The sequence below is a fragment of the Rhodococcus sp. B10 genome (assembly GCF_011770055.1).
GTDB classification, from domain to species: domain Bacteria; phylum Actinomycetota; class Actinomycetes; order Mycobacteriales; family Mycobacteriaceae; genus Rhodococcoides; species Rhodococcoides kyotonensis_B.
In genome coordinates this window covers 1-26064 of record NZ_JAAFYV010000019.1, presented here as the reverse complement: position 1 = coordinate 26064, position 26064 = coordinate 1, and the positions used below count along the sequence as shown (strand labels likewise).

Below are 26064 nucleotides of genomic sequence, written 5' to 3'. Positions count from 1 at the left end.
TGGAAGGTGCGCGGGCGGCGTTCGGGGCGTCCGTTTGCTGTGCGCTCGCTCCTCCCCGCGCAGGTTGCAGCGGCTGCGCGGGTTGCAACGTGCGCGCTTGCTGGAAGGTGCGCGGGCGGCGTTCGGGGCGTCCGATCGCTGTGCGCTCGCATCTACCCGCGCAGGTTGCAGCAGCTGCGCAGGTTGCAACGTGCGCGCCTGCTGGAAGGTGCGCGGACCGCGTTCGGGGACGTCCGATCGCACCTGCGCAGAACGACCGCCCTAGACGATCTGCCCCCACCCGTCGACGGATTCGGGGGAGCGCGGTGCAGGTCCGGTGTAGATGGCCGCCGGGCGCACGAGCTTGCCGAGTCGCTTCTGCTCGAGGATGTGCGCACACCATCCCGCGGTGCGGCCGCAGGTGAACATGGCGGGCATCATGTGCGCGGGTACCTCGGCGAAGTCGAGGATGACCGCGGCCCAGAATTCGACGTTGGTCTCGATCGCGCGATCGGGGCGGCGCTCACGCAGCTCGGCCAGCGCCGCCTGCTCCAATGCGGCGGCGACCTCGTAGCGCGGTGCGTTCAAGCGCTTGGCCGTCGCACGCAACACGCGGGCGCGGGGATCCTCGGCTCGGTAGACGCGGTGCCCGAAGCCCATGAGCTTTTCCTTGCGGTCCAGGATGCCCTTGACCAGCGCGCGGGCGTCGCCCTGCTTCTCGACCTCTTCGATCATCGGCAGCACTCGTGCGGGCGCGCCGCCGTGGAGTGGGCCGGACATCGCGCCGATCGCACCGGACAGCGAGGCGGCGACGTCGGCGCCGGTCGAGGCGATGACGCGAGCGGTGAACGTCGACGCGTTCAGGCCGTGCTCGGCCGCGGAGACCCAGTAGGCGTCGATGGCTTCGACGTGCGCGGGGTCGGGGTCGCCCTTCCATCGCGTCATGAAGCGTGCGGTGACGGTCTCGCACAGGTCGATCTTCTTCTGCGGGACCGCGGGCTGATGGATGCCGCGTGCGGACTGGGCGACGTAGGACAGTGCCATGACGGACGCGCGGGCGAGCTGTTCGCGGGCGGTGGCGTCGTCGATGTCGAGCAGCGGCTGGTATCCCCAGATCGGGGCCAGCATCGCCAGGCCTGCCTGGACGTCGACGCGGACGTCGCCGGTGTGCACGGGAAGTGGGAACGGTTCGGCAGGCGGGAGGCCGGGGCCGAAGCGGCCGTCGACGAGCAGTGCCCACACGTTGCCGAACGTGACCCGCTTGGCGACGAGATCTTCGATGTCGACGCCGCGGTAACGCAGTGCGCCGCCGTCCTTGTCCGGCTCGGCGATGTCGGTGGTGAACGCGACGACGCCCTCGAGGCCGCTGACGAAATCTTCGGGTACCTGTTGAACAGCCATGACGTTAGGACTCTCCTTGTGGCCTTGCGGCTCGCGTTCGAGCTTGCCTGGTCAGCACTGTAACCCGTCGTACCCGGGAGTAACGTTCGGGTACGTGCAGAATGAGCAGAAGCCTCTGGCGGACATGAGGGTCGACTACCGCCAGGACACCGATCTCGACGCTGATCAGCTGGTCGACGGCTGGTTTCCGGTGGCCCGCGCGTGGCTTTCCGACGCGATTGCCGCCGAGATTCCCGAGCCCAACGCGATGGTGTTGGCGACCGTCGACGAGGCGGGTCGTCCGTCGACGCGCACGGTCCTCTGCAAGGACCTCGAGCGGGACGGTGTCGTCTTCTACACGAACTACGACTCCGACAAGGCCACTCACCTGACGCGGACACCGTATGCATCGGTGACGTTCCCGTGGATCGGGATAGCGCGCCAGTTGTCCATCAGAGGGTCTGTGGAGAAAGTGTCGGCGGAGACGACGGCCGAGTACTTCGCGACGCGTCCGCGCGGATCGCAGCTCGGCGCGTGGGCGTCGGCGCAATCTCGACCCATCGGCTCGCGCGCGGAGCTCGAACAGGCGCTCGCCGACGTCACGACGCGGTTCGACGGCGAAGAGGTTCCGGTACCGCCGAATTGGGGTGGTTTCCGGCTGATTCCCGACACCGTCGAGTTCTGGCAGGGTCGAACCAGCCGTCTGCACAACAGGATTCGCGTCACCGTCGCGAACGCGGTGGTGGAGCGGCTTCAGCCGTGACGGAAGCGCTGAAGAAGAAGAGCAAGCTTCGCGGAGTACTCGCCGACACGACACCACTGCAGAACAAGGCCTACCGACGCCTGTGGGTGGCGAACATCGTCACCGTCATCGGTGCGCAGCTCAGTATCGTCGCTGTGCCGCAACAGATCTTCGAGATCACCCGCAGTTCGGCATACGTCGGTCTGACGGGTGTCTTCGGCCTCGTACCGTTGATCGTGTTCGGGTTGTGGGGCGGGGCGCTCGCCGACGTCATGGATCGCCGCACGCTGTTGACCATCACGACCGTCGGCTTGATCTCGACGTCGACCCTGCTGTGGTTGCAGGCGTTCGCAGATCTGAACAACGTGTGGGTCGTGTTGTGCCTGTTGGCCGTTCAGCAGGCGTTCTTCGCGGTGAATCAGCCGACGCGCAGCGCGATCATTCCCCGGTTACTGCCCGGAGCGCAGTTGCCTGCGGCGAACTCGTTGAACATGACGGTGATGAACTTCGGGGCCATCGCCGGTCCGCTGATCGCGGGCACGATGATTCCGCTCGCGGGTCTGCAGACGCTGTATCTGGTCGACTCGATCGCCCTGTTCGCGACGCTGTGGGCCGTGATCCGATTGCCGCGTATCCCACCGGCGGAGGCCGGGCGGAGAGCCGGATTACGTTCGGTCGTCGAGGGTTTCACGTACCTTGCGACGCAGAAGGTGTTGCTCGCGTCGTTCGTCGTCGACATCATCGCGATGGTCTTCGGGATGCCGCGCGCGCTGTTCCCGCAGATTGCGCACGACACGTTCGGTGATCCGGCGTCGGGCGGCCTGGTTCTCGGCTTGTTGTTCGCGGCGCTGTCGGCGGGTGCCGTTCTGGGCGGTGTGTTTTCGGGATGGCTCCCGCGCGTCGAGCGGCAGGGGCTTGCGGTGATCGTCTGCATCGTCGTGTGGGGACTGGCGATGGTGGGGTTCGGCGTCAGCGTCGGGATGGCGACGAGCGGCGGCGTCTCGGTCGCGCTGTGGATCGCCCTTGCCTTCCTCGCGCTCGGCGGTGGTGCGGACATGATCTCGGCTGCGTTCCGGTCGACGATGCTGCAGCAGGTCGCCACCGACGACATGCGCGGCCGTCTGCAAGGCGTGTTCATCGTGGTGGTGGCGGGTGGTCCGCGTATCGGCGACGTCCTGCACGGGGCGAGCGCCGCGATGGTCGGTACTGCGGCCGCGGCTGCAGGTGGCGGCGTTCTCGTCGTCGTCGGTGTGGTGATCGCAGCCGTCGCACTTCCGGCATTCATTCGATATCGAGTCACGAGGGTGGACAATGGACACCATGGCTGACGAACGGAATTACGTGCTGACGAGCGGTCGATACCGCGCCGAAGTCGCCTCGACCGGTGCCGGTCTGCGCTCGCTCGAGTTCGACGGCGCGCCCATGACCGAGACGTGGGAACTGGGGAAGAAGCCCCCGCTGTCGGCCGGTCTCGTGCTCGCGCCGTGGCCCAACCGCGTCGCCGACGGCAAGTTCTCGTTCGGCGGAGTCGACCACGAGCTCGACATCACCGAGCCTGCGCGAGGCAACGCCAGTCACGGGTTCGTCCGACGCGTCGACTGGACGCTCGTCGACCACTCCGATTCTCGCGTCGAACAGTCGGTCGACGTCGGTCTGCACAAGGGGTGGCCGTACCGGATCACGCTGACGGTGACCCACGAGCTGACTGACGACGGTCTGGTCGTGACGGCGTCGGCGACCAACGCCGGTGACGTCGACGCGCCGTTCGGAATGGGCTTCCACTCGTTCGTACGCGTCGGTGACGTGCCTCTGGACGAGTGCACGCTCGAGCTGTCCGCGGGCACACGGTTGCAGTTGGATCCGGATCGAATGCTGCCTCATGGTCCTTCCGTACCGACCGCGGGCACGGACTACGACTTCACCACCGCCAAGTCCCTGAAGGACGTCTGGCTCGACACGCCGTTCAGCGCCGAAGTTCCCGACGAGGACGGCAAGGCACGCCACGTATTGTCGGGTCCCGACGGCGCCGCCACGGTGTTGTGGACCGATCGCGAATTCGATTGGATTCAGGTGTTCACGGCCGACCCCAAGAACGACCAGGCCTATCCAGACCGTGGTCGGGCGCTCGCCATCGAACCGATGACGTGCCCGCCCGACGCGTTCAACTCGGGGATCGATCTACTGGTACTGGAGCCGGGCAAGTCCTGGACCGGTTCGTGGGGAATGGAGCATCGCGCCGCATGACGATTCTCGTGTGTGGAGAGGCACTGGTCGATCTGGTACCGGTGCACGAAGGACCGTTGCTGGCGCCGAAGCTCGGTGGTGGCCCGTTCAACGTCGCCGTCGCGATCGGACGCCTGGGTTCGAAGGTCGCATTCCTCTCGCGGGTGTCGACCGACCCGTTCGGCGACCAGATCTTGGAGAGTCTGCGCGGCGCAGGCGTCGACACGTCGTGGGTTCAGCGCGGCGAGGAGCCGACCACGCTGGCGATGACGACGCTCGCGTCGGACGGCAGTGCCCAGTACTCGTTCTACGCGGACGGCACCGCGGATCGTCTCGTCCAGGATCCGGGCGACATCCCGGACGACATCGACGTTCTGTCGTTCGGCACGTTGTCGCTTCTGTACCAGCCGGGTGCGTCGGTGTACGCGAACCTGCTGAAAAGAGCGCACGCCGCCGGCAAGCTGACGATGCTCGACCCGAACATCCGGCCTGCCGCCATCGACAGCACGAGCGGCGACATCACCGCCAACGAGTTCCGCACGCGATTCAGATCGTGGCTTCCCGACGTCGACATCCTGAAGGTCTCGGAGGACGATTCGCACTGGCTCGGGCTCGGAACCGAGGGGACGACGGTCGACGACTGGCTCGCCGCGGGCGTGTCGGCCGTCGTCATGACGCGCGGCGGCGACGGTCTGTCGGTGTTCCGGGCGTCGGAAGAAATCTCTGTTCCCGGCGTGGCCGTCGACGTGGTGGACACCATCGGCGCAGGTGACACCGTGCACGGGGCTTTACTACAGTTTTTGAATGAAGAGACCATTGTCACATCCAGCGCCGTTCGTGACATGGGTAGGGAAGATTGGGAGCGAGCACTGAGCTTCGCTGCTCGGGCAGCTGCCATCACGGTTTCTCGCCCGGGTGCCGACCCTCCGTGGGCGTCCGAGGCGCCGAGAGACTAGTTTCTCTATCGACGTAAAGAACTGTCCGATTTAAGTACGTGTCCGTTACATGAGTTCGAGAGGGACCATTCGTGCCCGCTGAGAATGACGCCAAAGCCACCCTCACCTACCCCGGTGGCGAATACAGCATGTCCATCGCCAAGGCCACCGAAGGCAACGATGGCATCGAACTGGGAAAGCTGCTGGCTACGACCGGTTACACGACTCTCGACGGTGGGTTCGTCAACACCGCCTCGACGAAGTCGGCCATCACCTACATCGACGGTGACAAGGGAATCCTTCGATACCGCGGGTACCCGATCGAACAACTGGCAGACAAGTCCAGCTTCATCGAGGTCAGCTACCTGCTGATCTACGGCGAGCTCCCCACCGAGGATCAGCTCGAGACGTTCACCGACAAGATCCGTCGGCACACCCTGCTGCACGAGGACCTCAAGCGGTTCTTCGACGGCTTCCCGCGCAACGCGCACCCGATGCCGGTGCTGTCCAGCGCTGTCAACGCGCTGTCGGCGTACTACCAGGATTCGCTGGACCCCAACGATCCCGCGCAGGTCGAGCTGTCCACGATCCGTCTGCTCGCCAAGTTGCCGACCATTGCGGCGTACGCGTACAAGAAGTCCGTCGGCCAGCCGTTCCTGTACCCCGACAACTCGAAGAGCCTCGTCGAGAACTTCCTGCGCCTGACGTTCGGCTTCCCGGCCGAGCCCTACGAGGTCGATCCCGAGATCGTCAAGGCCCTCGACATGCTGCTCATCCTGCATGCCGACCACGAGCAGAACTGCTCGACGTCGACGGTTCGTCTCGTCGGCTCGTCGGACGCCAACCTGTTCACGTCCATCTCGGGCGGCATCAACGCTCTGTGGGGCCCGCTGCACGGCGGCGCCAACCAGGCAGTTCTCGAGATGCTCGACAAGATCAAGGCCGAGGGCGGCGACGCCACCGACTTCCTGCGTCGAGTGAAGAACAAGGAAGACGGCGTGAAGCTCATGGGCTTCGGACACCGCGTCTACAAGAACTTCGATCCGCGCGCGACGTTGGTCAAGGAAACTGCGCACAACATCCTCGGCAAGCTGGGCAACGGTGACGAGCTCCTCGACATCGCCCTGAAGCTCGAGGAAACCGCGCTCACCGACGACTACTTCGTCGAGCGCAAGCTGTACCCGAACGTCGACTTCTACACCGGCCTGATCTACCGTGCGATGGGCTTCCCGCCGCGCATGTTCACGGTGTTGTTCGCGATGGGTCGCCTCCCGGGCTGGATCGCGCACTGGCGTGAGATGCACGAGGATGCGACGACGAAGATCGGCCGTCCGCGTCAGATCTACACCGGCTACACCGAGCGCGACTACAAGGATGTCGCTTCCCGGTAGAGCTACGACGAAGGCCGCCCACCCTGTCCGGGGTGGGCGGCCTTTTCCGTGGGTTTCGAAAGGTCAGAACTGGCGACGGTTGGCCAGCACCGGCAGCTTCTTCCGGACGCCGTCCAGGACCGCGGTGTCGATGTCGACGGTCAGCATGCCGGGCGTGGCGTCGAGCTCGCCCATGACCTCACCGATCGGGGAGCTGACGACCGAATGTCCGACGCCGAGGGGTGCGGTACCCGCGGTTTCCTCGGGCTCCGGCTGGTCGCAGGCTGCGACGAACGCCGTCGAGTCCAGCGCACGTGCGCGGGCGAGCAGCGACCACTGCTCGACCTTGCCCGGGCCCGATCCCCACGATGCCGCGACGACGATCAGTTCGGCTCCGAGGTCGCCGAGCTTCTGGAACAGCGCAGGGAAGCGGACGTCGTAGCAGGTGGCGAAGCCGACCTTCACGCCGTCGATGTCGACGACGAGCGGATCCTGACCGGGTGCGACGGTGTCGGACTCGGCGAACCCGAACGCGTCGAACAGGTGAATCTTGTCGTAGCCGGCGTCGACGCCGTTGCCGGTGACGAGCAGCGTGTTGGCGACGCGCTCGGAGTCGGCGGGGGTGAACATGCCCGCGACGATCGTGATGCCGTGACGCGCCGCGATCTCGCGGACGGAGTCGGCCCACGGCCCGTCGACGGGCTCGGCAATCTCGCGCAGGGGAAGGCCGAAGCGTCGCATCATGGCCTCGGGGAACACGACGAGCGACGACCCGGCCGCTTTCGCGGCCTCGGCATGGGTGTCGATGATCTTCAGATTCTCCGACGGGTCGGCCCCGCTGTTGACCTGGGCAAGGCTGATTCGGACGGTGGTGCTCATGGGAGAACTCCTGGTTTCATCTGGCGCCGGCAGGTATACATATCGTATGCAATCGCTGTCGGGTAGGGACAAGGCTTACGTCTTCGTGCGTGATCAGGTGCTCACGTCGCCCGCTGCGACCGGCACCTTCCTGAACGAACAGGATCTTGCGACGCGAATCGGCGTGTCTCGCACGCCTGTTCGCGAAGCCCTGCTGATGTTGCAGGCGGAAGGTCTGGTCGAGATGGTACCGAAGCGGGGCGCACACGTCCCGGCCATGTCGGGGCGTCAGATCAGTGAACTGATGGATCTGCGCGGTGTCCTCGAGCGGCACGCGGCGACGACGTCGCTGCGTGCCGGGAACGTTCCGGCTTCGGCGATGCGGTCGATTCTCGTCGAGCAGGAAGATCTCGCCGACAACCGAACCGACGACGCCGCAAAGGATTTCATCGATCTCGACGGAAAGTTCCATCAGATCCTCGTCGACGCGGCCGGTAGCGAGCTGCTGTCGCGGACGTATGCGGGACTTCGGGCCCGACAATTGCGCGTCGGGCTGACTGCTCTGTTCTCGGCGGCCGATCGTCAGCGCAACGTGTGCACCGAGCACGAGGCCATCGTCACCGCGTTGGAAGGCGGCGACGAGGGCCTCGTGCAGCGAGCGATCGACGATCATCTCGAGGTCACACTGCAGATCCTGCTGCGGGCGTAGCGTTCGCGATCACGTCGTGGTCCTCTTCCTCGGCACGATCGGGGTTGCGGCCCAAGGCGAGCCCGAGGACGGTGAGTGCGCCGACGACGGCGATGTAGCCGACGATGAGGACCCAGCTGTCGGTCTTGTCGAGCAGGAACACGAAGATCAGCGGTGCCATCGCGCCACCGAAGACGCCTGCGATCGTGTAGGCGAGCGAGCTACCGGTCGAGCGCAGACGTACCGTGAACTGCTCGGTGACGAACGCAGCCTGCGGTCCGTACATGAACGAGTGGAACGCGAGTCCGACGACGACGCCGAGAATCAGCAGCGGCAGCGAGCTGCCGCCGATCATCAGGAAGAAGATCGCACTCCACACGACGCCACCGACCGCCGCGACTCCGTAGACGAGGCGACGGTTGATGCGGTCGGAGATCGCACCTGCCAGCGGAATGAGTCCGAGCTGGAACGCAGAGCCGATGAGGATGGCGGTCAACACCTCGCTGCGGGCGAACCCGAGCTTCTGGACGCCGTAGGTGATGGAGAAGACGGTGAACAGCGCGTAGATGACGTCGGGAGCGATGCGCGAGAGGATCGCGGCGACGAGCGGACGCAGCTGCGTCTTGAAGACCTCGCTGATCGGAGCTTCCGAACGGTCGCCGCTTTCCTGCAGGGCCTTGAAGACCGGGGTGTCCTCGAGCTTCAGGCGGATCCACAGACCGAAGCCGACGAGTACTGCCGAGAACAGGAACGCGATACGCCAGCCCCAGGATTCGAACTGGTCCTCGGTCAGAGCGATGGTCAGTGCGGCGAGGGCGCCGTTGGCGAGCAGGTTGCCTGCGGGCGGGCCGATCTGCGCAGCCGACGACCAGAAGCCGCGCTGCCGCGGGTTGCCGTACTCGCTGGACAGCAGCACGGCGCCACCCCACTCACCGCCGACGGCGACGCCCTGAGCGAAGCGCATCGTGACGAGCAGGATCGGCGCGACGATGCCGATCGTGTCGTAGCTGGGGATGAGACCGATCAGGAACGTCGTGACGCCGATCAGCAGCAGCGTGATCACGAGTAGTTGCTTGCGTCCGATGACGTCGCCGAGGCGACCGAAGACGAATCCGCCGATCGGACGGGCGATGTAGCCGACCGCGTAGGTCGAGAACGCGAGCAGGGTTCCGGTCAGCGGATCGCTGTCCGGAAAGAAGATGATGGGGAACACCAAGGCGGCGGCAGCCGAGTAGACGGCAAAGTCGTACCACTCCAATGCCGTCCCGGTCAGGCTCGCGGCGAATGCCCTCGCCAGGCCTTTCTTGTCGACTGTCTGCGCAGTCATGGCAACTCCTTCGCTGTGCTTGGAATCACGCGGATCCGTTGAACGGTCTCCATACTTGCTGTATACAAGACGTATGCGCAAGCTTTTCGGCGTATTGGAAACAAAAAAGTAACGGGAAGAGGTCCTTAGGCTCATGCTCACTTTCACGCTGCCCGACGGCACGACCGAAACCGTCGAACCACTGAATCTTCTCAACGCGGGATACGCGGGCCGCAACCAGGAAGAGGTCGCGCACCACATCGCCGAGCTGGCCGAACTGGGTGTTCCTGCGCCGACGGTCACCCCCGCGATGTACCCGATTTCGCCGTACCTGGCGCAGCAGACCGACACCGTTCACGTGCAGCACGGCCGCACGTCCGGCGAGGCCGAGTGGGCACTCGTGATTCTCGGCGACTCCGAGGACGACGTCCTGCTGACGGTCGCCTGCGATCACACCGACCGTGACCTCGAGGTCCACAGCGTCGCATGGAGCAAGAACGCGTCTCCCGACGTCCTCGGCCTGGGCGCATGGCGTTTGTCCGATGTCGCCGACCGCATCGACGACATCACCCTGAAGGCATGGGTCGGCGATACCCCGATTCAGACCGGATCACTCGGCGATCTGCTGGCTCCGAAGTACTGGCTCGACGTTCTGCGGGAGCGCGGCCTGTTCAAGCGCGGCACCATCCTGATCTCCGGCACGATCTCGATGCACCCCGGCGTCGACCAGTTCGCCGACACGTGGAAGGTCGAGATGACCGACCCCGCTACCGGCAACGAGCTGACCTGCGCATACGACGTGATTCGCATGGCTGACCCGATCGGCTGACCTGCACGACGTAGGGTGGGTTCCGTGACGAAGCCAATTATCGAGTTTCAGGCCGGCCCTCCGCCCACCGACCTCGTCGTCGTCGACTTGGTCGAGGGTGACGGCGCGGAAGCGGTCGCCGGCGGCAATGTCGAGGTCCACTACGTCGGCGTCGAGTTCGACAGTGGAGAGGAGTTCGACTCGTCGTGGAACCGCGGCGAATCGATCCAGTTCCCGCTGCAGGGTCTCATCCAGGGATGGCAGGACGGCATCCCCGGCATGAAGGTCGGCGGACGGCGTCAGCTGACCATTCCGCCGGAGCTGGCGTACGGTCCTGCAGGTGCAGGCCACCGTCTGTCCGGCAAGACCCTCGTGTTCGTGATCGATCTGCTCGACGTCAAATAAGTGCGCTTCGCGCCCGTGCGCGGATAGTCGGTCCAGAGGCCGACTATCCGCGCACGGGTGGCGCAGCCGCACTCAGTTCCATCACCAACCTGGCCCCGCCGAGCGGGCTGTCGGTGAAATAGGCTGTGCCGCCGTGTAATTGAGCCTGCTGTTCGACGAGGGCGAGTCCGAGACCAGACCCGCCCTTCGCGGCGGCCGCTCCCCGGTAGAACCGCTCGAAGACCGCGTCGCGTTCGTCGACGGGCACGCCGGTTCCATCGTCGTCGACGGTGAGTACGACGCGACCCTCGTCGCGGCGAATCGCGAGAACGAGGTTCTTCGCGTCGCCGTGGCGAATGGCGTTGACGATCGCGTTGTCGACGGCCAGACGCAGGCCCGCAGGAAAGCCGCGCATCGTCACCGACGGTTCGGACTCGATCCGCACCGTCAGATCGGGGTGTTGACGCATCGCGTCCTGCGCTGCGACGTCGCAGATGTCCACGATGTCGGTGTCGACGCGGTCGCTGTCGTCCTGCAGTTCACCCGACGCCAACTTCTCCAGAGCGCCGAGCGTCGTCTCGACGCGACCCTGGGTTCGGTCCAGATCACCGAGAATCTCCTGCTGCTGCGCGCGTTCCAGATCGAGGGTCCGCAGCACTTCGATGTCGGTGCGCATCGCGGTCAGCGGCGTACGAAGTTCGTGTGCGGAGACCGCAGCGAAGTCACGGGCGGTCGCGAGCGCGTCGTTGGTGCGTTCCTGCGCGTCGTTGACGCGCTGCAACATCCCGCCGATGGCCGTCGCCAATTCGTCGGCCTCCTTGACGCCGGTCTTCGTGTCCGGAGGTAACGGCGGCTGCGCGCTCACCTGACGGGTCAACGTCACGAGAGGTTTCACCGCTCGACCACCGAAGATCCACCCCAGACCCGTCGAGACGGCAATTGCCCCGAGTCCGATGAACAGGACGAGGCGCTGCTGCTCGTCGGTCACCTGCTGCGCCTCGATCGCAGGCACTCCGATGGCGATGGACAGATCGATCAGCGACGTCGTGGTCGTGGTGTACACGCGGAATCTCTGGCCGCCGACGTCGACGGTCTGCGAACCTTCGGGCAGGTCGGGCAGTTGGATCGGGGTGGATGCACGGATGGTGTCACCGGTGCGGATGGTGACTGCGAACGCCGACGACAGCTGGTTCAGGAACGTTTCGAGCACTGCGGTGTTCGGAACCAGTGCCTGGGACGCGGTCGTCAGCCGTTCGTCGAGCTGATTGACGTTGTTGCGCGAGATGGCCACCGACGTGACGACCGCGAGCGACGCGACGACGATGGTCGCGCCGAGCGCCGTGGCGGCCGCGACACGCAGGCGCAGCGACAGCCTCACGACGCGTCCCTGAGCACGAATCCGACGCCTCGAACCGTGTGCAGGACGCGGTATGCGCCGTCGACCTCCATCTTTCGGCGCAGGTATCCGACGAAGACGTCGACGACGTTGGTGTCGGCGACGAAGTCGTAACCCCACACCAGCTCGAGCAACCGCTCACGCGTCAGAACGACTCCTTTGTTCCGTGCGAGCACCGCGAGCAGTTCGAATTCACGTTTGGTGAGGTCGAGCTCCCGGCCCTGGCTGTGGGCCCGGTAGCCGGGGATGTCCACCGACAGCGGCCCGACGACGATCTCCGACGACGAACCGCCACCCGACGGCTCAGCCACCGGCGCGACCGCGCGTCGTCGCAACATCGCTTTGACGCGGGCGACGAGTTCGGCGAGGACGAACGGTTTGGTGAGGTAGTCGTCAGCCCCGTTCTCGAGGCCGGAGATGCGGTCGTCGACGGACGAGCGTGCGCTGAGTACGCAGATGGGGACGTCGTTGCCCATCGCGCGCAGCGCCTTGACGACGCTCGCTCCGTCGAGGACGGGCATGTTGATGTCGAGGACGACGACGTCGGGTGACTGGCTGGCGACGACGCTCAGAGCGGCGGCGCCGTCGACCGCGGTGATGACCGTGAAACCGGACAGGCGCAATCCGCGCTGCAGTGACGACAGAACGTCCTCGTCGTCGTCGACGACGAGGACGGTCGCGGTGCTCTCGGTCGCTGCGTGGTTGCTCGGTGCTGTCTCGGACACAGCCCCATTGTGCCTAGGCAGCCCAACTGTCGACGGTCTTCTGCCGTTCCTCGGGCGTTTGTGCGAAGAACTCCTCCAGGGCGCTACGACGCGTCGCGTCGGTGTCGAGCGACCAGGCGACCGTCGGCGCCTGCGAGTACAGGGCCTCGTAGTACTTCTCGAAACTGCAGGTGCTGTTCACCAGAGACTGCGCTCCCGGGAACCTCGGCGTGGTCTTCATGATGTGCTCCTTTCCTTCTCGTTCGTGCGTGTTTCCCAAGCTAGGGGGCGATTCTGCGGCGACTGTGAAGCAAGAGTGGCGTTTCTCTGAGAAACCGGCGGGTATGTATCGGGCCATGTCTGTCATGTGGTTTCGACGCGATCTCCGACTCGACGATCTGCCCGCTCTCGGTGCCGCGTCGGAGTCGGGTGACCCGGTCCTCGGCCTCTTCGTGCTCGACGACGCACTGCTGAAGCCGTCGGGTGGTCCTCGTCGCGACTTCCTGTTCCGAAGCCTGTCCGCGCTCGACGAGCAGTTGGACGGACGTCTGCTCGTCGTCAAGGGCGATCCGGCGACGGTGGTGCCGAAGGTCGCGAAAGCCGCCGACGCCGACGAGGTCCACATCAGCGCCGACTACGGCCCGTACGGGCGGGAGCGGGACGAACGCGTCGGGAAGCGGGTGTCGTTGCACGCGACCGGCTCTCCGTACGCCATCGCGCCGGGGCGAGTGACCAAGGACAACGGCGAGCCGTATCGCGTGTTCTCGCCGTACTTCCGGCAGTGGATGAACCACGGTTGGCGCGGGCCGGCCGAGACGTCGGAGAAGACCGCGACGTGGCTCGACCCGTCGGACGTGACAGGCCTACCGCGACGAGCGAAGATACCGACCGAGAAGGATGCGTCGGAGGCGCCCGCGGGGGAGAAGGCGGCGCTCGACGAGTGGAAGGAGTTTCTGGGTCGGATCGAGGGTTACGACGACGAGCGCAACCGCCCGGATCTCGATTCGACGAGCCGCATGTCGGTGTACTTGAAGTACGGCAACATTCATCCGCGCACGATTCTGAAGGACCTGTCGACACTGCGCAACGAGGGAAGTGCCGCGTATCGACGGCAGATCGCGTGGCGAGACTTCTACGCGGACATCCTGTTTCAGCGACCGGACAGCGCGCGAGAGAACTACGACAAGAAGTTCGACGGTATCGATGTCGACTCCGGCAAGCACGCCGACATCATGTTCGAGGCGTGGAAGGAGGGCCGCACGGGCTTCCCGATCGTCGACGCCGGAATGCGTCAGCTCGCGTCCGAGAAGTGGATGCACAACCGGGTGCGGATGATTGTCGCGTCGTTCCTCGTCAAGGATCTACACCTGCCGTGGTGGCGCGGCGCCCGGTACTTCATGAACCAGCTCGTCGACGGCGACCTGGCCAACAATCAGCACGGATGGCAGTGGACCGCGGGCACGGGAACGGATGCGTCACCGTACTTTCGCGTGTTCAACCCGATCACGCAAGGCGAGAAGTTCGACCCCGCAGGCGATTACGTGCGTCGCTGGGTACCGGAGTTGCGCGGCATCGAGGGCAAGGCGGTGCACGCCCTGAAAGGCGGTCGGCCCAAGGAGTATCCGGAGCCGATCGTCGATCACGGGCACGAACGTCAGGTGGCGATCGCGCGGTTCAACTCGCTACCTCCGCGGGAGTGAAGCCTGCGGAACGACCCAATTATCGCCGGGAGTGAAGCCTGCGGAACGACCCGATCAACGCCGCCGTGACAGCCCGACTCCGACGAGGCAGACGACTCCACCGAGGACGGCGAGGTAGTGCGGGACCTCGCCGAGGAGCGCCCAGGCCATGAGAATCGTCAGCGGCGGGACGGCGTACGTGGTGACGCCCAGTCGGCCGGCGTTCATACGTGACAACGCGAAAGCCCACGTACTGAACGCGAGTGCCGTCGGGACGAGGCCGAGGTAGATCAGTCCGCCGGTGGCGCCTGTCGATGCGTGGCTCAGGTCACCCAGAAGCGCGGGTAGGAACGGCAGAGTGCACAGCGCGCCGATCGCGCAGGCCATCCACGTCACCTGCAGGCCGGGAATCGTGCGGAGCACCGGCTTCTGGCTCAGTACGCCGATCGCGTACGTGACGGCCGAGACGAGGCACAGCGCGATTCCGAGGGCGTCGGCGTCGGTCCTGGTGGTGTCGGTCGTCGTGACGGCGGTGACGACGCCGACCATGACGGCACCACCGAACGCGACGGCGGCACCGATGACGAGCCATTTCGGAAAGCCCTCGCCGAGCAGCAGTCCGGCGAACAGGGCCACCAGGATCGGGCCGATCTGGATGAACATCGATGTCGTGCCCGCGTCGACCCGTTGCTCGGCGGCGTTCAGCGCGACGTTGTAGATCGCGAACCAGAACACTCCGACGCTGAGGATCTGCAGCCACTGTGTTCTGCTCGGCCGCACCCATGTCCTCCGAACGAGCAGGACGAGTCCGAGCGCGACCGTGCCGATGAGCAGACGCCCGAGCGCGAGAGGTCCCGCGCCGAACGACGTTCCGACGCCGCGGATCGCGACGAAGGCCGACGCCCACGACAGCACGGTGATCGTGACGGCGCCGAGAGCGAGGAGGTCGGGTTTCGGGCGGGTGTCGAGCTCGGTCATAAGGAGAAACAGTAGGCGACGCCGTCACCCGTGCGTGCGAATGTGTAGAGGGGTATACATTCCCACTCACGAGCGGCGAAGCCGCTCCGCCAACGCGTCGAGCACCGCCGGATCCTCGATGGTCGACGGCACCCCGTACTCCTCACCCGCGACGATCTGACGCATCGTCTTGCGCAGAATCTTGCCCGACCGAGTCTTCGGCAGCGCCCCGACGACGGTGACGTCACGAAACGTGGCGAGTGCACCGATCTGATCGCGCACCATCGCGACCAGTTCGTCGCGCAGCTGGTCTTCCTCGATCGTTTCACCTGCTTTCAGCACGACGTATCCACTGGGGCGCTGGCCCTTCAGGTCGTCGTGGATGCCGATGACGGCGCATTCGGCCACGGCCGGGTGACTCGCGACGACGGCTTCCATCGAACCCGTCGACAGTCGATGTCCCGCGACGTTGATGACGTCGTCGCTACGACCGAGCACGAACACGTACCCGTCGGCATCGATGTATCCGGAGTCGCCGGTGAGGTAGAAGCCGGGGAAGGTGTCGAGATAGGAACGCTGGAACCGTGATTCGTCGTTCCACAGGCCCACCAACGTGCCGGGCGGTAGCGGCAGTTTCACGACGACGTTGCCTTCGGTGCCGGCCTCGACGGGAGTGCCCGTCGCGTCGAGAATCTCGACCTGGAAGCCGGGAACGGGGACGGTCGCGGACCCGGGTTTGATCGGAAAAGGTTCCAGCCCACGTAGATTGGCGCAGATGGCCCAGCCGGTCTCGGTCTGCCACCAATGGTCGACGACGGGACGATTCAGCGTGCGGCTGATCCACTCGTACGTATCGGGGTCGAGGCGCTCGCCGGCGACGAACAGCGTCTCGAGCGACGACACGTCGTACTTCTCGAGTTCCGACGCGTGCGGATCGACCTTGCGGATCGCGCGCAGAGCCGTCGGCGCCGTGAACAGCGCTCGCACACCGTGATCGGCGATGACGCGCCAGAACGCACCCGCGTCGGGAGTTCCGACGGGTTTGCCCTCGTACAGAACCGTGGTCGCACCGGCGAGCAGCGGGCCGTAGACGATGTACGAATGTCCGACGACCCATCCGACGTCCGACGCCGTCCACATCGCCTGGCCTGCTCCGACGTCGTAGATGTGGCGCATCGACCACGTCAGTGCGACGGCGTGGCCCCCGTTGTCGCGCACGACGCCCTTCGGCTTACCCGTCGTTCCCGACGTGTACAGGATGTACAGCGGATCGGTGGATTGCACCGAAACCGGTTCGGCGGCAGACGCGTCGGCGATCTCGGTGTCCCAGTCGAGCCAGGCGTGGTCGGCGGGAATCTCGTCGCGTTTTTTGACGATGACCGTCGTCGGAGAGGACAGAGACAGGGCCTTCTCGACGATCGGAAGATATTCGACGGTACGTCCCGGCTCCAGACCGCCCGACGCGGTGACGATCAGCTTCGGCTTCGCGTCGTCGATACGCGCGGCGAGTTCCTTGGCAGCGAATCCACCGAACACGACCGAGTGCACGGCACCGATCCGCGCGCACGCCAGCATCGCGACGACGGCCTCGGGGATCATCGGAAGGTAGAGCACCACCCGATCGCCGCGAGTGACGCCGTGTTTCGCCAGAACACCCGCGAACGTGGCCACCGAGTCCAGTAACTCCGCGTACGTGTAGGAACGCTGGGTGCCGACCATCGCCGAGTCGTAGATCAACGCCGTCCGATCACCGTGACCGGCCTGAACGTGGCGGTCGAGCGCGTTGAAGCAGGTGTTCAGCCGACCGTCGGGGAACCAGCCCGCGCCGTCGTACGCCCTGCTCGGCGGCGCGTCCCACGTGACGCTCTCGGCCGCATCCAGCCAGAACCCTTCGCGATCGGTGATGCTGCTGTCGAAGCTCTTTCGGTACTCGCCGCTCATGAAAACCACACTAGTTGCGGATACGCGCAATTGAGTGCACATTGTCAGGCCGAACTGGCGGGATCCCGTCCACATGGCCCGATAATGTGCACTCAGTCGCGGGCTATCCACAGGACGAAAATTGCCCCTACCACCGGGGGTCTCCATAGGCGACGGTTGTTCGTCATGGGGGTATCGACAGCGGCACAGCTGATTGCGTCAGGGATGAGTCGAAGTGCGATTTCCCGACGCGTGAAGTCCGGGGAACTTATACGTCTGCTTCCGGAGATCTATGCGACCGAGAAGCCGGACTACATGGATCTGTGCCGGGCCGTCGCGTTGTGGAAGCCGAAGGCGGTGGTCAGCCACACGACCGCAGCGTGGCTCTGGGGGCTGATCGACTACGAACCGCAGCGCGTCGAAGTCACGATCGATCCGTCGGGCCGATCACGTGCCCCCGATTGGGTGCGTATCTATCGCCGGACGCTGCCCACCGTTGCGACCTACGGAGGATTTCGGATCGTCGCGATCGAGCAGGCATTCGTCGATGTCGCTGCGGTTCTCCCGAAGCCCGAACTGGAGAAGTTCTTCGACGCTGCGATCGGCGCACGGATTCCGTGGCGACGAGTCGCGGAGATCTGCGATATTTCTGCCGGCATGAAGGGCATGGCGGCTCTTCGAGAACAGCTTCGACGCTGCTGCCCTGGCACCCGCTCCGAACCGGAGCGAATCGTCGCGCGTGCCTTGACCGCCCGAAATTTTCGGATGGCGATCAACGCGAGGGTGGGTCCGTTCTACGGTGACCTCGTCGACTTCCGTGCCCGCGTCATCGTCGAGATCGACGGGCGCGAGTTCCACAGCGATCCGGCGACATTCAACAACGATCGCCGACGGCAGAACGCTGTGGTCCTCGAAGGATGGTTGGTGCTGCGGTATTCGGCCGCGACGGTGCTTGCCGACCTCGACCGCGTCGTCGAGGAGATCATTACCGTGGTGCGGCGGCGTCGGAAGTCGATCAATTCGTCCAGTCGTACTCTCCCGCGCAACTGAGTGCACATTGTCGGGCCGAACTGGCGGGATCCCGCCCGAATCGCGTCAACACTGTGCAGCCAGTCGCGGCTGGTCCGTAAGGGTTTCGTCAAAACTCTGGTAACCGCGGCGAACCCGACGAACACTCGACGACGTGACCCTTTTCGAACAACTTCCCTCCCTCCGAGCCGCGTGCCCGTCCCGATTCGACATGGCGATCTGGCCGTCGGCGACGCATTTTCACCTGGGGCGCCTGATGGTCGACGGCGTGTGCGTCGAGGATCTCGCCGACTGCGACGGAACTCCGACACGGCTGGGTGGCGTCGTCGTCACGCGGGTGAGGTCGGTACTCGCCGGAACAGTGCGTGTCGACGCGGCCGCGTGCGACTGTGTCGCAGCCGAGGTCGCCAATCGACATTCGGTGGCAGGACGGGAGTTCTTCGCGTTCGGCGACGGCAAGGTCGCATTGCCGTCGGACGTTCGGGCCGGCGACCTGCTAGCTCTGATCCCGAACTCCGAGCCGCCGGTACCTTTCCATACGCAGCGAGACGCGGTCCGGCCCGCCGGTCGCGATCTCACGTAGCTCGCGGGCGATCGCACCGGCGACGCGTGTCGAGAACTCGACGGGTTCGTCTGCCGCGTCCGGGTTCTCGGGGACGATGGCGTCGACGATCCCGTCACGCAACAGGTCTACCGACCGAATGCCCTGTGCCTCCGCCATATCGGGGGCGTGGGCGGTGTCTCGGTGGACGATCGCACTGGCACCTTCGGGCGGCAGCGGCGCGAGCCACGCGTTCTGCGCACACAGCGTTCGGTCTGCAGGCAGCAGGGCGAGAGCGCCGCCTCCCGTCCCCTGTCCGAGCAGCACCGAGACGGTCGGTGTGTTCACGGTGACGAGATCGCTGATGCACCGCGCGATCTCGGGTGCGAGACCACCTTCCTCGGCCTCTTTCGACAGTGCGGCACCGAACGTGTCGATGACGAGTACCAGCGGAATGCCCAGTTCCTCGGCCAAGCGCATTCCCCGACGCGCTTCTCGGAGTGCGGCCGGCCCCATGGTTGCGGTGACGCTGTGACTGCTGCGGTCGTTGCCGAACACCACGCACGAGACTCCGCGGAACCTGCACAGCGACAACAGAATAGTGGTGTCCGACTCGCCCTGGCCGGTGCCGCTCAACGGAACCTGTTCGGTCGCAGCATGTTCCAGAAGCTCCCGGACGCCCGGCCTGTCTTCGCGTCGGGATGCCTCGACGGAATGCCACGCGGAGTGCTCCGGAATGTCGGCCGGGGCGGGCTCCAACTCGGCGGGAATCTCGGTCTCACCAGTGACGACGCGTAGGGCACGTACGAGCAAGTGGCGGAGGCTGTCGATCGGCACGACCCCGTCGATGACGCCGTGGTGGTACAGATTCTCGGCGGTCTGGACGCCGTCGGGAAATGGCTTGTCGTACAACGCCTGATACACGCGAGGTCCGAGAAAACCGATCAGGGCGCCCGGCTCCGCGAACGTGACGTGCGCCAGCGATCCCCAGGACGCGAACACACCACCGGTCGTCGGATTGCGGAGGTACACGAGGTACGGCAGTCCGGCCTTCTTGTGCACGGTGACGGCGCCTGCGATCTTCACCATCTGGACGAACGCGAGCGTCCCCTCCTGCATACGCGTTCCGCCCGACGTGGGAGACGCGATCAACGGCAGTCCCTCGGCCGTCGCCCGTTCGATGGCGGTGACGATCCGTTCCGCGGCGGCCACGCCGATGGATCCGGCGAGAAAGGCGAATTCGCAGGCGACGACGGCCACCGGTCTGCCGTCGATCATGCCGCGCCCGGTCAGAACCGACTCGTCGACGCCGCTCCTCTCCCGCGCCCTGTCGAGGTCCGCCGCGTAGGCCGGGCCGGGAGAGACGTCGATCGGCGGGGAATCCCACGACACGAACGATCCGCCGTCGAGAATGGCATCGAGAATCTCGGCGGCGGACGTTCGCGTGCTCATGGAACTGGAGCTTAGCGGGCGAATGCTTCCTTCCACGTGACGGTCTTACCGATCCGCAGGATCGAGCGCTGGTAGATCTTCGCGGCGACGACGGCCAGGGCTGCGGTGGTGGCAGCCATGATGAGCACCGTGCCGACGACCTGATAGACCGGCGCCACACCGGCCGCGATGCGCAGCGGCATCATGACGGCGGAGAACGGGGGAATCCAGCTCAATACGTTGCTGAGCGTGCTCTCGGGATCTCCGACGGAGTAGAACGCGGAGAAGAACATTGCCATGATCAGCAGCAGCAACGGCATGGTCGTCGAATTGACGTCCTCCTGCCGCGAGACCATCGAACCGCCTGCCGCGTACAGCACCGCGAAGAACGCGAAACCGAGGACGAACCAGCCCAGGGTGCTGGCGAAGACCGTGATGGCCGTTCCGGTGACGGTGAGAGTGCCGGTGGCGAGTCCCGCTCCGACACCCGCTGCCCCGTACAACGCGAGTTGCAGAATGCCGACCGCGCCGATCCCGATGATCTTGCCCCACAACAACTGCAGCGGCCGAACCGTCGACAGCAGCAGTTCGACGACACGCGACGACTTCTCCTCGACGACGCCCATCGCGACGTACATTCCGAATCCGATGATCTGCGCGTACAGCACGAACACCGCGGCGAGTGACAGCGCAACACGTTGTCCCGCTTCGGGATCGGGAGGATCGATCGCCTCGACCGTCACGGTCGCCTGCGACACTGCTGCTGCCAACGCGTTCTGGTCGACGCCTTGCTCGGCGAGAGCGGTGTCAGTCGCCTGCGTCTGCACACTTCCTTCGACGACGGCGCGGAGCGTTCCCTCGAGCTCCGAATCGGTGATCGCCGTGTAGGCGCCCGCGCTGCCCGGTACGAGAGCGACTGCGACATCACCGGATTCGACGTCGGCGCGCGCGGTGTCGGCGTCGGAGATTTCGCGAACCTCGACCGGGCTGCCGACGGCGGTGCCGGTCTGCTCCAGGATGGACGCGATCGAAGAATCGCCGACGACGCCGACGACGTCACGTTCCTCGTCGTCGCCTCCGGAGAAGATCGAGTAGGCGATGATGCCGCCGATGATGACGGCAAGAATGATGACGTTGCTGATGACGAAGCTCTTCTTCATCACCTGAACGGTGAACTCGCGCTTGGCGATCAATCCGATGGCGCGACTCGAACTCATCTGTTGGCTCATGCCACTGCCTCTCGGAACAGGTCGCTCAACGACGGTTTACGGAAGGAGAATTCGTGCACGGGTCCGGTGGCCAGCGCTGCGCGGAGGATGGCTTGGTCGTCGGCGCCGCTCTTGACGCTCAGGATGGTGCGCCCGTCGGAATGACCGATCGGCGTGACGCCTGCAATGGCGTCGGCCCAGCCTTCCTGGGCGCCCGGTGCGTGTACGAGAAGTTGCGCGTCACCTGCCCCTCGAAGCTCGTCGACGGTGCCGACGGCTTTCATCGAACCGCCGGAGATGATGCCGACCCGATCGCACAGCCGCTGCACGAGATCCAACTGATGGCTCGAAAAGATGACGGGCACACCGGACGACGCCTTCTCTCGCAGCACGTCGCTCATGACGTCGACGGCGACGGGATCGAGGCCCGAGAACGGTTCGTCCAGAACGAGTACCGCGGGGTCGTGCACGAGTGCGGCGGCGAGTTGAACGCGCTGTTGGTTGCCGAGACTGAGCGCGTCGACCGTGTCGTTCAATCGCTCGGAGATGCCGAGTCGTTCGGTCCATCGCGCGACCGCGGCCTTCGCGTCGGCCGACGACAGTCCGTGCAATTCGGCCAGATACGCTAGCTGCGGCCCGACCTTCATCTTCGGGTAGAGCCCGCGTTCCTCCGGCATGTAGCCGATGGTTCGGCGGACGTCGAGGTCGACGGGATTGCCGCCCAGGAGAACTCGCCCGGAGTCGGCCGACAGCACGCCGAGGACGATGCGCATCGTGGTGGTCTTGCCCGCTCCGTTGCTGCCGACGAAGCCGAAGAGCTCGCCCGGCCGAACGTCGAAGGTCAGGGAATCCAGGGCGATCTTGTCGCCGTACCTTTTCGAGATGTCGTCGATCGTGAGGGTGCTCATGGTGCCTCTTTCAGAGATCTTCGGGATCGGGGTCGGGGGTTATCCAGGCAAGAATGATTGCGGGAGAGCAGATTCCGGTCAGGAGGGCAACCAGGGTCCAGAGGCCGCCCGCGTAGGCGAGGCGGTCGTTGTCGAGGGCGGTGGACAGGAAGACGAGCGCGATGACGGCGGTGAGAACGGTACCTTGGGTGACCGTCAGGCCGATGGAGCGAGCTTCGTTGCGCTGCTCCACTTCCCACTCGTCGAGTGCTCCCACGGGTGCGTCGCTGTGACGGCCGGACACGGTCTGCAGGATCGTCCACAGGACGAGGAACGCTGCAGTGGCCGGGAGCCACGCAAGGGGCGCCCACTTCCAGAACAGGGTGGAGATCGACAGAACGAGAAGAACGAACAGGGTGGCCAGAACGGCGACGGCCAGAACGCGTCGGCGATGCTGTGTGCGCCAACCCGGCAACCAGTGGCGCGTCTTGGCGTCGTTCTCCAGGAAGCGCCGCGTTCGATAGGTCTGGTAGCGGCTGAGGATGTTCGTGTCCGGGGTACTCATGGTTCCCTTCTGAACAGTTCGGCGGAGAGTGGTCCGAGCTCCGTGCGCGAGAAGACGGCCTCGATGGGGAGGTCGAAGACGTCGCAGATGCGCATGGCCAGGTCGAGACTCGGGTAGTGGTCACCTCGTTCGAGCGCCCCCACGGTCTGTGGGTTGACGTCGACGAGTTCGGCCAGTTGCGCGCGGCTCATCTTGCGTTCGGCTCGCAGAACTCCCACCCGGTTGTAAATCGGGAGCGTGGTCGCACGCTTGGGGCTCATAGAACGAAGTGTTGTATAAACCCAACGATCTGTCAACCGTTGACGACGCTCCACCGCATCGGTGGACCGCGGCAACCGTCTATCGGATGCCACGGTCCATCGATGCCGACGGGAGAGTCACACCTCCGTCAACCGACCGCCGTCCATGACCCAGCGTCGCGTCGCGCGGACGGTGTCGAGCATGCGGCGGTCGTGCGTGACCAGCAGCAACGTGCCCTCGAAGTTCTCCATCGCCCGTTCGAGTTGCTCGATCGCGGGCAGGTCGAGGTGATTGGTCGGCTCGTCCAGCACGAGCAAATTCACGCCACGCGCTTGCAGCAGGGCCAAGGCCGCGCGAGTGCGCTCACCCGGAGACAGAGAATCGGCGGCCCGCAGCGCGTCGTCGCCCCGCAGTCCGAATTTTGCGAGCAACGTACGCACATCGGCGTCAGGCCAGTCCGGAACTGCGGCACTCAATGACTCGGCCACGGTCGCAGCCCCGGTGAACAGCCCTCGCGCCTGGTCGATTTCACCGACCGCGACGCCGGAGCCCAGCGACGCGGTTCCCTCGTCGGGCACCAGTTTGCCGAGGAGTACCGACAACAACGTGGTCTTTCCCGAACCGTTCGCGCCGGTGATCAGCACACGGTCACCGAATTCGATCTGCGTCGTGACGGGTCCGAATGTGAAGTCCGGCCGACGCACGACTGCCCCACCGAGCACCGAGACGACGGTGCCGCTGCGGGGTGCCGCGGCGATTTCCATCCGCAGTTCCCACTCCTTGCGGGGCTCCTCGACGACCTCGAGCCGTTCGATACGGCGTTGTGTCTGACGCGCTTTCGCGGCCTGTTTCTCGGTGGATTCCGCGCGTGTCTTGCGGCTGATCTTGTCGTTGTCCGTTGCCTTGCGACGCGCATTCCGGACGCCGGATTCCATCCAGTTCCGCTGCATTTGCGCGCGGGACTCCAACGATGCCTTCGTGTCGGCGTAGTCGTCGTACTTCTCCCGTGCATGCTGTCGCGCGATTTCCCGTTCGGTGAGGTAGGACTCGTAGCTGCCGTCGTACACGTCGATGCGGCGCTGACCCCGATCCAACTCGACGATGCCGGTGACCGTCCGCGCGAGGAATTCACGATCGTGACTGACGACGACGATCGCCGCTCGCGTTTCCACGACGAACCGTTCCAGCTGCTCGAGCCCGGCCAGATCGAGATCGTTGGTCGGCTCGTCGAGCAGAAGAATGTCGTACCGGGCGAGCAGAATGGCGGCGAGCCCTGCCCGCGCGGCCTGACCACCGGACAACGACGTCATCAGAGCAGAACCGTCGACCGCGAGACCGAGGTCGGCAAGCACCTTTTCGGTCCGTTCGGCCAGGTCGGCGCCGCCGAGCGCCAGCCACTTCTCCAGCGCGGGCGTGTAGAGGTCCTCGCCCGAGCCCGAACCGAGCGCCTCGGCCGCGTCGTTCATCGCCTGTTCGGCCGCCGTGACTCCGGTGCGGCGGCCGATGAACTGGACGACGGTTTCTCCTGCCCGACGGTCCGGCTCCTGCGCGAGATATCCGACGGTGGCGTCGGGCGGGCTCGTGTATATCTCACCCTCGAACTCGGCTGTTCCGACGCCCGCGAGCAGCGTCAACAACGTCGACTTACCTGCACCGTTCGCGCCGACGAGGCCGATGACGTCGCCCTCGGTGACCGTGAGGTCGAGCCCGGCGAACAGGGTGCGGTCGCCGTGGAAGGCAGACAGGTCGTCGATGCGAAGCGTTGCAGTCACACCCGCCATTATCGCGTGCAGGGAACAGAGAAACCCCCTCGGGAGTTGGCATTCGTATGACGTTTTCACCGAAAACCAGTTCTGTTCCGACGATCGTGCTGAACGACGGGCATGCGATTCCCCAGCTCGGCTTCGGCGTGTGGCAGGTTCCCGACGACGGCGCATACGACGCGGTCGCGGAGGCACTGAAGGTCGGCTACCGTAGCATCGACACCGCGAAGGTGTACGAGAACGAAGCCGGCACCGGTAAGGCGATCGCGGAATCCGGCATCGCACGCGACGAGCTGTTCGTCACGACCAAGTTGTGGAACGACGATCAGGGCTACGACTCCACGCTGACCGCCTTCGACGCCAGCATGGACCGTCTGGGACTCGACTACCTGGACCTGTACCTCATTCACTGGCAGCAGCTCGACCGTGACAAGTACATCGACACGTTCAAGGCGTTCCAGAAGCTGAAGGCCGACGGTCGGATCGGATCCATCGGCGTCTCCAACTTCACCATCCCGACGCTCGAGAAACTGATCGACGCGGTCGGCGAGGTTCCGGCCGTCAACCAGATCGAGCTGCACCCGCGGTTCAATCAGGAAGAGCTGCGCGCGTTCCACACGTCGAAGGGCATCGCGACCGAGGCGTGGAGCCCGCTCGGTTCCGGCACGATCCTGGACGACCCGGCCTTCAAGTCGATCGCCGACGCGCATGGCGTCACCCCAGCCCAGGTCATCCTGCGGTGGCACATTCAGCTCGGCAACGTGGTGATTCCGAAGTCGGTGACGCCGGCGCGCATCGCGAGCAACTTCGACGTCTTCGGTTTCGAGCTGTCGAGCGACGAGATTAAGCAGATCAACGCGCTGGACACCCCGGACGGCCGCACCGGCCCTGATCCGGACGTGTTCGCGGCATAGCCACCCGTGCGTGCATAGTTGGGCAGGAGTCCGTGTGCTGTCTACATAGATGTGAGACACGATGTCTACATAGATGTGAGAGTCGATTCTAGGCGGCGGGGGCGTGGAGTTGTCCTTGGTATCGCTTGTCGCGGTCGAGGTGTAGGTGTCCTAGAAC

General features: G+C 65.3%; 26 protein-coding genes. 12 read left to right on the top strand and 14 right to left on the bottom strand.

The annotated features are described in order from the left end of the window. Positions 1-261: 261 nt before the first annotated feature. Positions 262-1380: a citrate synthase 2 gene (locus tag RhoFasB10_RS14080; protein WP_068424710.1), complete on the bottom strand. Its 1119-nt coding sequence runs from the start codon at positions 1378-1380 to the stop codon at positions 262-264. A gap of 124 nt (positions 1381-1504) precedes the next feature. Here RhoFasB10_RS14080 and pdxH point away from each other — a divergent pair, with 124 nt between their 5' ends. The 5 genes from pdxH (at position 1505) to RhoFasB10_RS14055 (ending at position 6650) form a co-directional block, all read left to right on the top strand. Continuing rightward, entirely contained in the window at positions 1505-2122 is a 618-nt protein-coding gene (pdxH, locus tag RhoFasB10_RS14075) for a pyridoxamine 5'-phosphate oxidase (RefSeq protein ID WP_114330320.1), read from the top strand. Further along, on the top strand, positions 2119-3429 hold the full coding sequence (locus RhoFasB10_RS14070; protein ID WP_068424707.1) for an MFS transporter: 1311 nt from the start codon (positions 2119-2121) through the stop codon (positions 3427-3429). Before pdxH ends, RhoFasB10_RS14070 begins: the two co-directional genes overlap by 4 nt. Then, complete coding sequence (locus tag RhoFasB10_RS14065) at positions 3413-4345, top strand: aldose 1-epimerase family protein (RefSeq protein WP_068424704.1); 933 nt, start codon at positions 3413-3415, stop codon at positions 4343-4345. The genes RhoFasB10_RS14070 and RhoFasB10_RS14065 overlap by 17 nt, the downstream gene beginning before the upstream one ends. After that, on the top strand, positions 4342-5280 hold the full coding sequence (locus RhoFasB10_RS14060; RefSeq protein ID WP_068424701.1) for a carbohydrate kinase: 939 nt from the start codon (positions 4342-4344) through the stop codon (positions 5278-5280). Before RhoFasB10_RS14065 ends, RhoFasB10_RS14060 begins: the two co-directional genes overlap by 4 nt. Before the next feature lie 71 nt (positions 5281-5351). Continuing rightward, positions 5352-6650 (top strand): citrate synthase, encoded by a 1299-nt coding sequence (locus RhoFasB10_RS14055; protein WP_084423690.1) that lies wholly within the window; start codon positions 5352-5354, stop codon positions 6648-6650. 63 nt (positions 6651-6713) lie between these two features. Here RhoFasB10_RS14055 and RhoFasB10_RS14050 read toward each other — a convergent pair whose 3' ends face one another. Next, positions 6714-7508: a carbon-nitrogen hydrolase family protein gene (locus tag RhoFasB10_RS14050; RefSeq protein WP_167676878.1), complete on the bottom strand. Its 795-nt coding sequence runs from the start codon at positions 7506-7508 to the stop codon at positions 6714-6716. 46 nt (positions 7509-7554) lie between these two features. On the opposite strand from RhoFasB10_RS14050, the gene RhoFasB10_RS14045 reads away from it, so the two are divergent. Next, positions 7555-8196, top strand: a complete 642-nt coding sequence (locus tag RhoFasB10_RS14045) for a GntR family transcriptional regulator (RefSeq protein WP_068424696.1) — start codon at positions 7555-7557, stop codon at positions 8194-8196. On the opposite strand, the gene RhoFasB10_RS14040 is transcribed toward RhoFasB10_RS14045, so the two are convergent. Further along, positions 8168-9502, bottom strand: coding sequence for an MFS transporter (locus RhoFasB10_RS14040; protein ID WP_114330261.1), 1335 nt, complete (start codon positions 9500-9502; stop codon positions 8168-8170). The two genes, RhoFasB10_RS14045 and RhoFasB10_RS14040, sit on opposite strands and share 29 nt — an antisense overlap. Positions 9503-9635: 133 nt before the next feature. Between RhoFasB10_RS14040 and RhoFasB10_RS14035 the strand changes: the two genes are divergently transcribed. Both RhoFasB10_RS14035 and RhoFasB10_RS14030 read left to right on the top strand, forming a co-directional pair. Then, positions 9636-10310, top strand: coding sequence for a DUF2848 domain-containing protein (locus RhoFasB10_RS14035; protein ID WP_068424694.1), 675 nt, complete (start codon positions 9636-9638; stop codon positions 10308-10310). 24 nt (positions 10311-10334) lie between these two features. Continuing rightward, complete coding sequence (locus tag RhoFasB10_RS14030; RefSeq protein ID WP_068426048.1) at positions 10335-10694, top strand: FKBP-type peptidyl-prolyl cis-trans isomerase; 360 nt, start codon at positions 10335-10337, stop codon at positions 10692-10694. Between the two features lie 43 nt (positions 10695-10737). Here RhoFasB10_RS14030 and RhoFasB10_RS14025 read toward each other — a convergent pair whose 3' ends face one another. Genes RhoFasB10_RS14025 through RhoFasB10_RS14015 form a run of 3 tightly spaced genes read right to left on the bottom strand, consistent with a single transcriptional unit; the run spans position 10738 to position 13014 of the window. Beyond that, the gene (locus RhoFasB10_RS14025) at positions 10738-12051 is read right to left on the bottom strand and encodes a HAMP domain-containing sensor histidine kinase (protein ID WP_068424689.1); all 1314 of its coding nucleotides are present in this window, start codon (positions 12049-12051) and stop codon (positions 10738-10740) included. After that, positions 12048-12794 (bottom strand): response regulator transcription factor, encoded by a 747-nt coding sequence (locus RhoFasB10_RS14020; RefSeq protein WP_068424686.1) that lies wholly within the window; start codon positions 12792-12794, stop codon positions 12048-12050. The genes RhoFasB10_RS14025 and RhoFasB10_RS14020 overlap by 4 nt, the downstream gene beginning before the upstream one ends. Before the next feature lie 13 nt (positions 12795-12807). Then, positions 12808-13014 (bottom strand): hypothetical protein, encoded by a 207-nt coding sequence (locus RhoFasB10_RS14015; protein ID WP_068426045.1) that lies wholly within the window; start codon positions 13012-13014, stop codon positions 12808-12810. 115 nt (positions 13015-13129) lie between these two features. On the opposite strand from RhoFasB10_RS14015, the gene RhoFasB10_RS14010 reads away from it, so the two are divergent. Then, positions 13130-14473: a deoxyribodipyrimidine photo-lyase gene (locus RhoFasB10_RS14010; RefSeq protein WP_167676876.1), complete on the top strand. Its 1344-nt coding sequence runs from the start codon at positions 13130-13132 to the stop codon at positions 14471-14473. Positions 14474-14527: 54 nt separating this feature from the next. Here RhoFasB10_RS14010 and RhoFasB10_RS14005 read toward each other — a convergent pair whose 3' ends face one another. Next, on the bottom strand, positions 14528-15430 hold the full coding sequence (locus RhoFasB10_RS14005; protein ID WP_068424680.1) for a DMT family transporter: 903 nt from the start codon (positions 15428-15430) through the stop codon (positions 14528-14530). A 66-nt stretch (positions 15431-15496) separates the two neighbouring features. Continuing rightward, positions 15497-17350, bottom strand: coding sequence for a propionyl-CoA synthetase (locus tag RhoFasB10_RS14000; protein ID WP_167676874.1), 1854 nt, complete (start codon positions 17348-17350; stop codon positions 15497-15499). A 165-nt stretch (positions 17351-17515) separates the two neighbouring features. On the opposite strand from RhoFasB10_RS14000, the gene RhoFasB10_RS13995 reads away from it, so the two are divergent. Further along, entirely contained in the window at positions 17516-18379 is an 864-nt protein-coding gene (locus tag RhoFasB10_RS13995; RefSeq protein WP_167676872.1) for a DUF559 domain-containing protein, read from the top strand. A 133-nt stretch (positions 18380-18512) separates the two neighbouring features. Beyond that, a complete protein-coding gene (locus tag RhoFasB10_RS13990; protein WP_157105282.1) occupies positions 18513-18941 on the top strand; it encodes a hypothetical protein in 429 nt (142 codons plus the stop codon). Here the strand turns inward: RhoFasB10_RS13990 and RhoFasB10_RS13985 are convergent. The 6 genes from RhoFasB10_RS13985 to RhoFasB10_RS13960 all read right to left on the bottom strand — a co-directional run bounded on the left by RhoFasB10_RS13985 (position 18855) and on the right by RhoFasB10_RS13960 (position 25002). Continuing rightward, complete coding sequence (locus RhoFasB10_RS13985) at positions 18855-20351, bottom strand: carboxyl transferase domain-containing protein (protein ID WP_167676870.1); 1497 nt, start codon at positions 20349-20351, stop codon at positions 18855-18857. The two genes, RhoFasB10_RS13990 and RhoFasB10_RS13985, sit on opposite strands and share 87 nt — an antisense overlap. A gap of 11 nt (positions 20352-20362) precedes the next feature. After that, positions 20363-21559, bottom strand: a complete 1197-nt coding sequence (locus tag RhoFasB10_RS13980; protein WP_167676868.1) for an ABC transporter permease — start codon at positions 21557-21559, stop codon at positions 20363-20365. After that, positions 21556-22446: an ATP-binding cassette domain-containing protein gene (locus tag RhoFasB10_RS13975; protein ID WP_068424662.1), complete on the bottom strand. Its 891-nt coding sequence runs from the start codon at positions 22444-22446 to the stop codon at positions 21556-21558. Before RhoFasB10_RS13975 ends, RhoFasB10_RS13980 begins: the two co-directional genes overlap by 4 nt. A gap of 10 nt (positions 22447-22456) precedes the next feature. After that, the gene (locus RhoFasB10_RS13970) at positions 22457-22990 is read right to left on the bottom strand and encodes a hypothetical protein (RefSeq protein WP_114330251.1); all 534 of its coding nucleotides are present in this window, start codon (positions 22988-22990) and stop codon (positions 22457-22459) included. Further along, positions 22987-23250, bottom strand: coding sequence for a helix-turn-helix transcriptional regulator (locus tag RhoFasB10_RS13965; RefSeq protein ID WP_068424653.1), 264 nt, complete (start codon positions 23248-23250; stop codon positions 22987-22989). The genes RhoFasB10_RS13970 and RhoFasB10_RS13965 overlap by 4 nt, the downstream gene beginning before the upstream one ends. 117 nt (positions 23251-23367) lie before the next feature. Continuing rightward, a complete protein-coding gene (locus RhoFasB10_RS13960; RefSeq protein WP_167676865.1) occupies positions 23368-25002 on the bottom strand; it encodes an ABC-F family ATP-binding cassette domain-containing protein in 1635 nt (544 codons plus the stop codon). 56 nt (positions 25003-25058) lie between these two features. On the opposite strand from RhoFasB10_RS13960, the gene RhoFasB10_RS13955 reads away from it, so the two are divergent. Then, positions 25059-25907 carry an aldo/keto reductase gene (locus tag RhoFasB10_RS13955; protein WP_167676864.1) on the top strand — a complete coding sequence of 283 codons (849 nt, stop codon included), beginning with the start codon at positions 25059-25061 and terminating at the stop codon, positions 25905-25907. Positions 25908-26064 lie beyond the last annotated feature (157 nt).

Bases quoted from the DNA above. Each gene is read 5' to 3' on its own strand.
- pdxH (WP_114330320.1), top strand. From the start codon at position 1,505: ATGAGGGTCGACTACCGCCAGGACACCGATCTCGACGCTGATCAGCTG.
- RhoFasB10_RS13985 (WP_167676870.1), bottom strand. From the start codon at position 20,351: ATGAGCACGCGAACGTCCGCCGCCGAGATTCTCGATGCCATTCTCGAC.
- RhoFasB10_RS14000 (WP_167676874.1), bottom strand. From the start codon at position 17,350: ATGAGCGGCGAGTACCGAAAGAGCTTCGACAGCAGCATCACCGATCGC.
- RhoFasB10_RS14060 (WP_068424701.1), top strand. From the start codon at position 4,342: ATGACGATTCTCGTGTGTGGAGAGGCACTGGTCGATCTGGTACCGGTG.
- RhoFasB10_RS14050 (WP_167676878.1), bottom strand. From the start codon at position 7,508: ATGAGCACCACCGTCCGAATCAGCCTTGCCCAGGTCAACAGCGGGGCC.
- RhoFasB10_RS14035 (WP_068424694.1), top strand. From the start codon at position 9,636: ATGCTCACTTTCACGCTGCCCGACGGCACGACCGAAACCGTCGAACCA.
- RhoFasB10_RS13995 (WP_167676872.1), top strand. From the start codon at position 17,516: ATGGGGGTATCGACAGCGGCACAGCTGATTGCGTCAGGGATGAGTCGA.
- RhoFasB10_RS14045 (WP_068424696.1), top strand. From the start codon at position 7,555: ATGCAATCGCTGTCGGGTAGGGACAAGGCTTACGTCTTCGTGCGTGAT.
- RhoFasB10_RS13975 (WP_068424662.1), bottom strand. From the start codon at position 22,446: ATGAGCACCCTCACGATCGACGACATCTCGAAAAGGTACGGCGACAAG.
- RhoFasB10_RS14080 (WP_068424710.1), bottom strand. From the start codon at position 1,380: ATGGCTGTTCAACAGGTACCCGAAGATTTCGTCAGCGGCCTCGAGGGC.
- RhoFasB10_RS14005 (WP_068424680.1), bottom strand. From the start codon at position 15,430: ATGACCGAGCTCGACACCCGCCCGAAACCCGACCTCCTCGCTCTCGGC.
- RhoFasB10_RS14010 (WP_167676876.1), top strand. From the start codon at position 13,130: ATGTCTGTCATGTGGTTTCGACGCGATCTCCGACTCGACGATCTGCCC.
- RhoFasB10_RS14065 (WP_068424704.1), top strand. From the start codon at position 3,413: ATGGACACCATGGCTGACGAACGGAATTACGTGCTGACGAGCGGTCGA.
- RhoFasB10_RS14015 (WP_068426045.1), bottom strand. From the start codon at position 13,014: ATGAAGACCACGCCGAGGTTCCCGGGAGCGCAGTCTCTGGTGAACAGC.
- RhoFasB10_RS13965 (WP_068424653.1), bottom strand. From the start codon at position 23,250: ATGAGCCCCAAGCGTGCGACCACGCTCCCGATTTACAACCGGGTGGGA.
- RhoFasB10_RS14040 (WP_114330261.1), bottom strand. From the start codon at position 9,502: ATGACTGCGCAGACAGTCGACAAGAAAGGCCTGGCGAGGGCATTCGCC.
- RhoFasB10_RS13955 (WP_167676864.1), top strand. From the start codon at position 25,059: ATGACGTTTTCACCGAAAACCAGTTCTGTTCCGACGATCGTGCTGAAC.
- RhoFasB10_RS13980 (WP_167676868.1), bottom strand. From the start codon at position 21,559: ATGAGCCAACAGATGAGTTCGAGTCGCGCCATCGGATTGATCGCCAAG.
- RhoFasB10_RS13970 (WP_114330251.1), bottom strand. From the start codon at position 22,990: ATGAGTACCCCGGACACGAACATCCTCAGCCGCTACCAGACCTATCGA.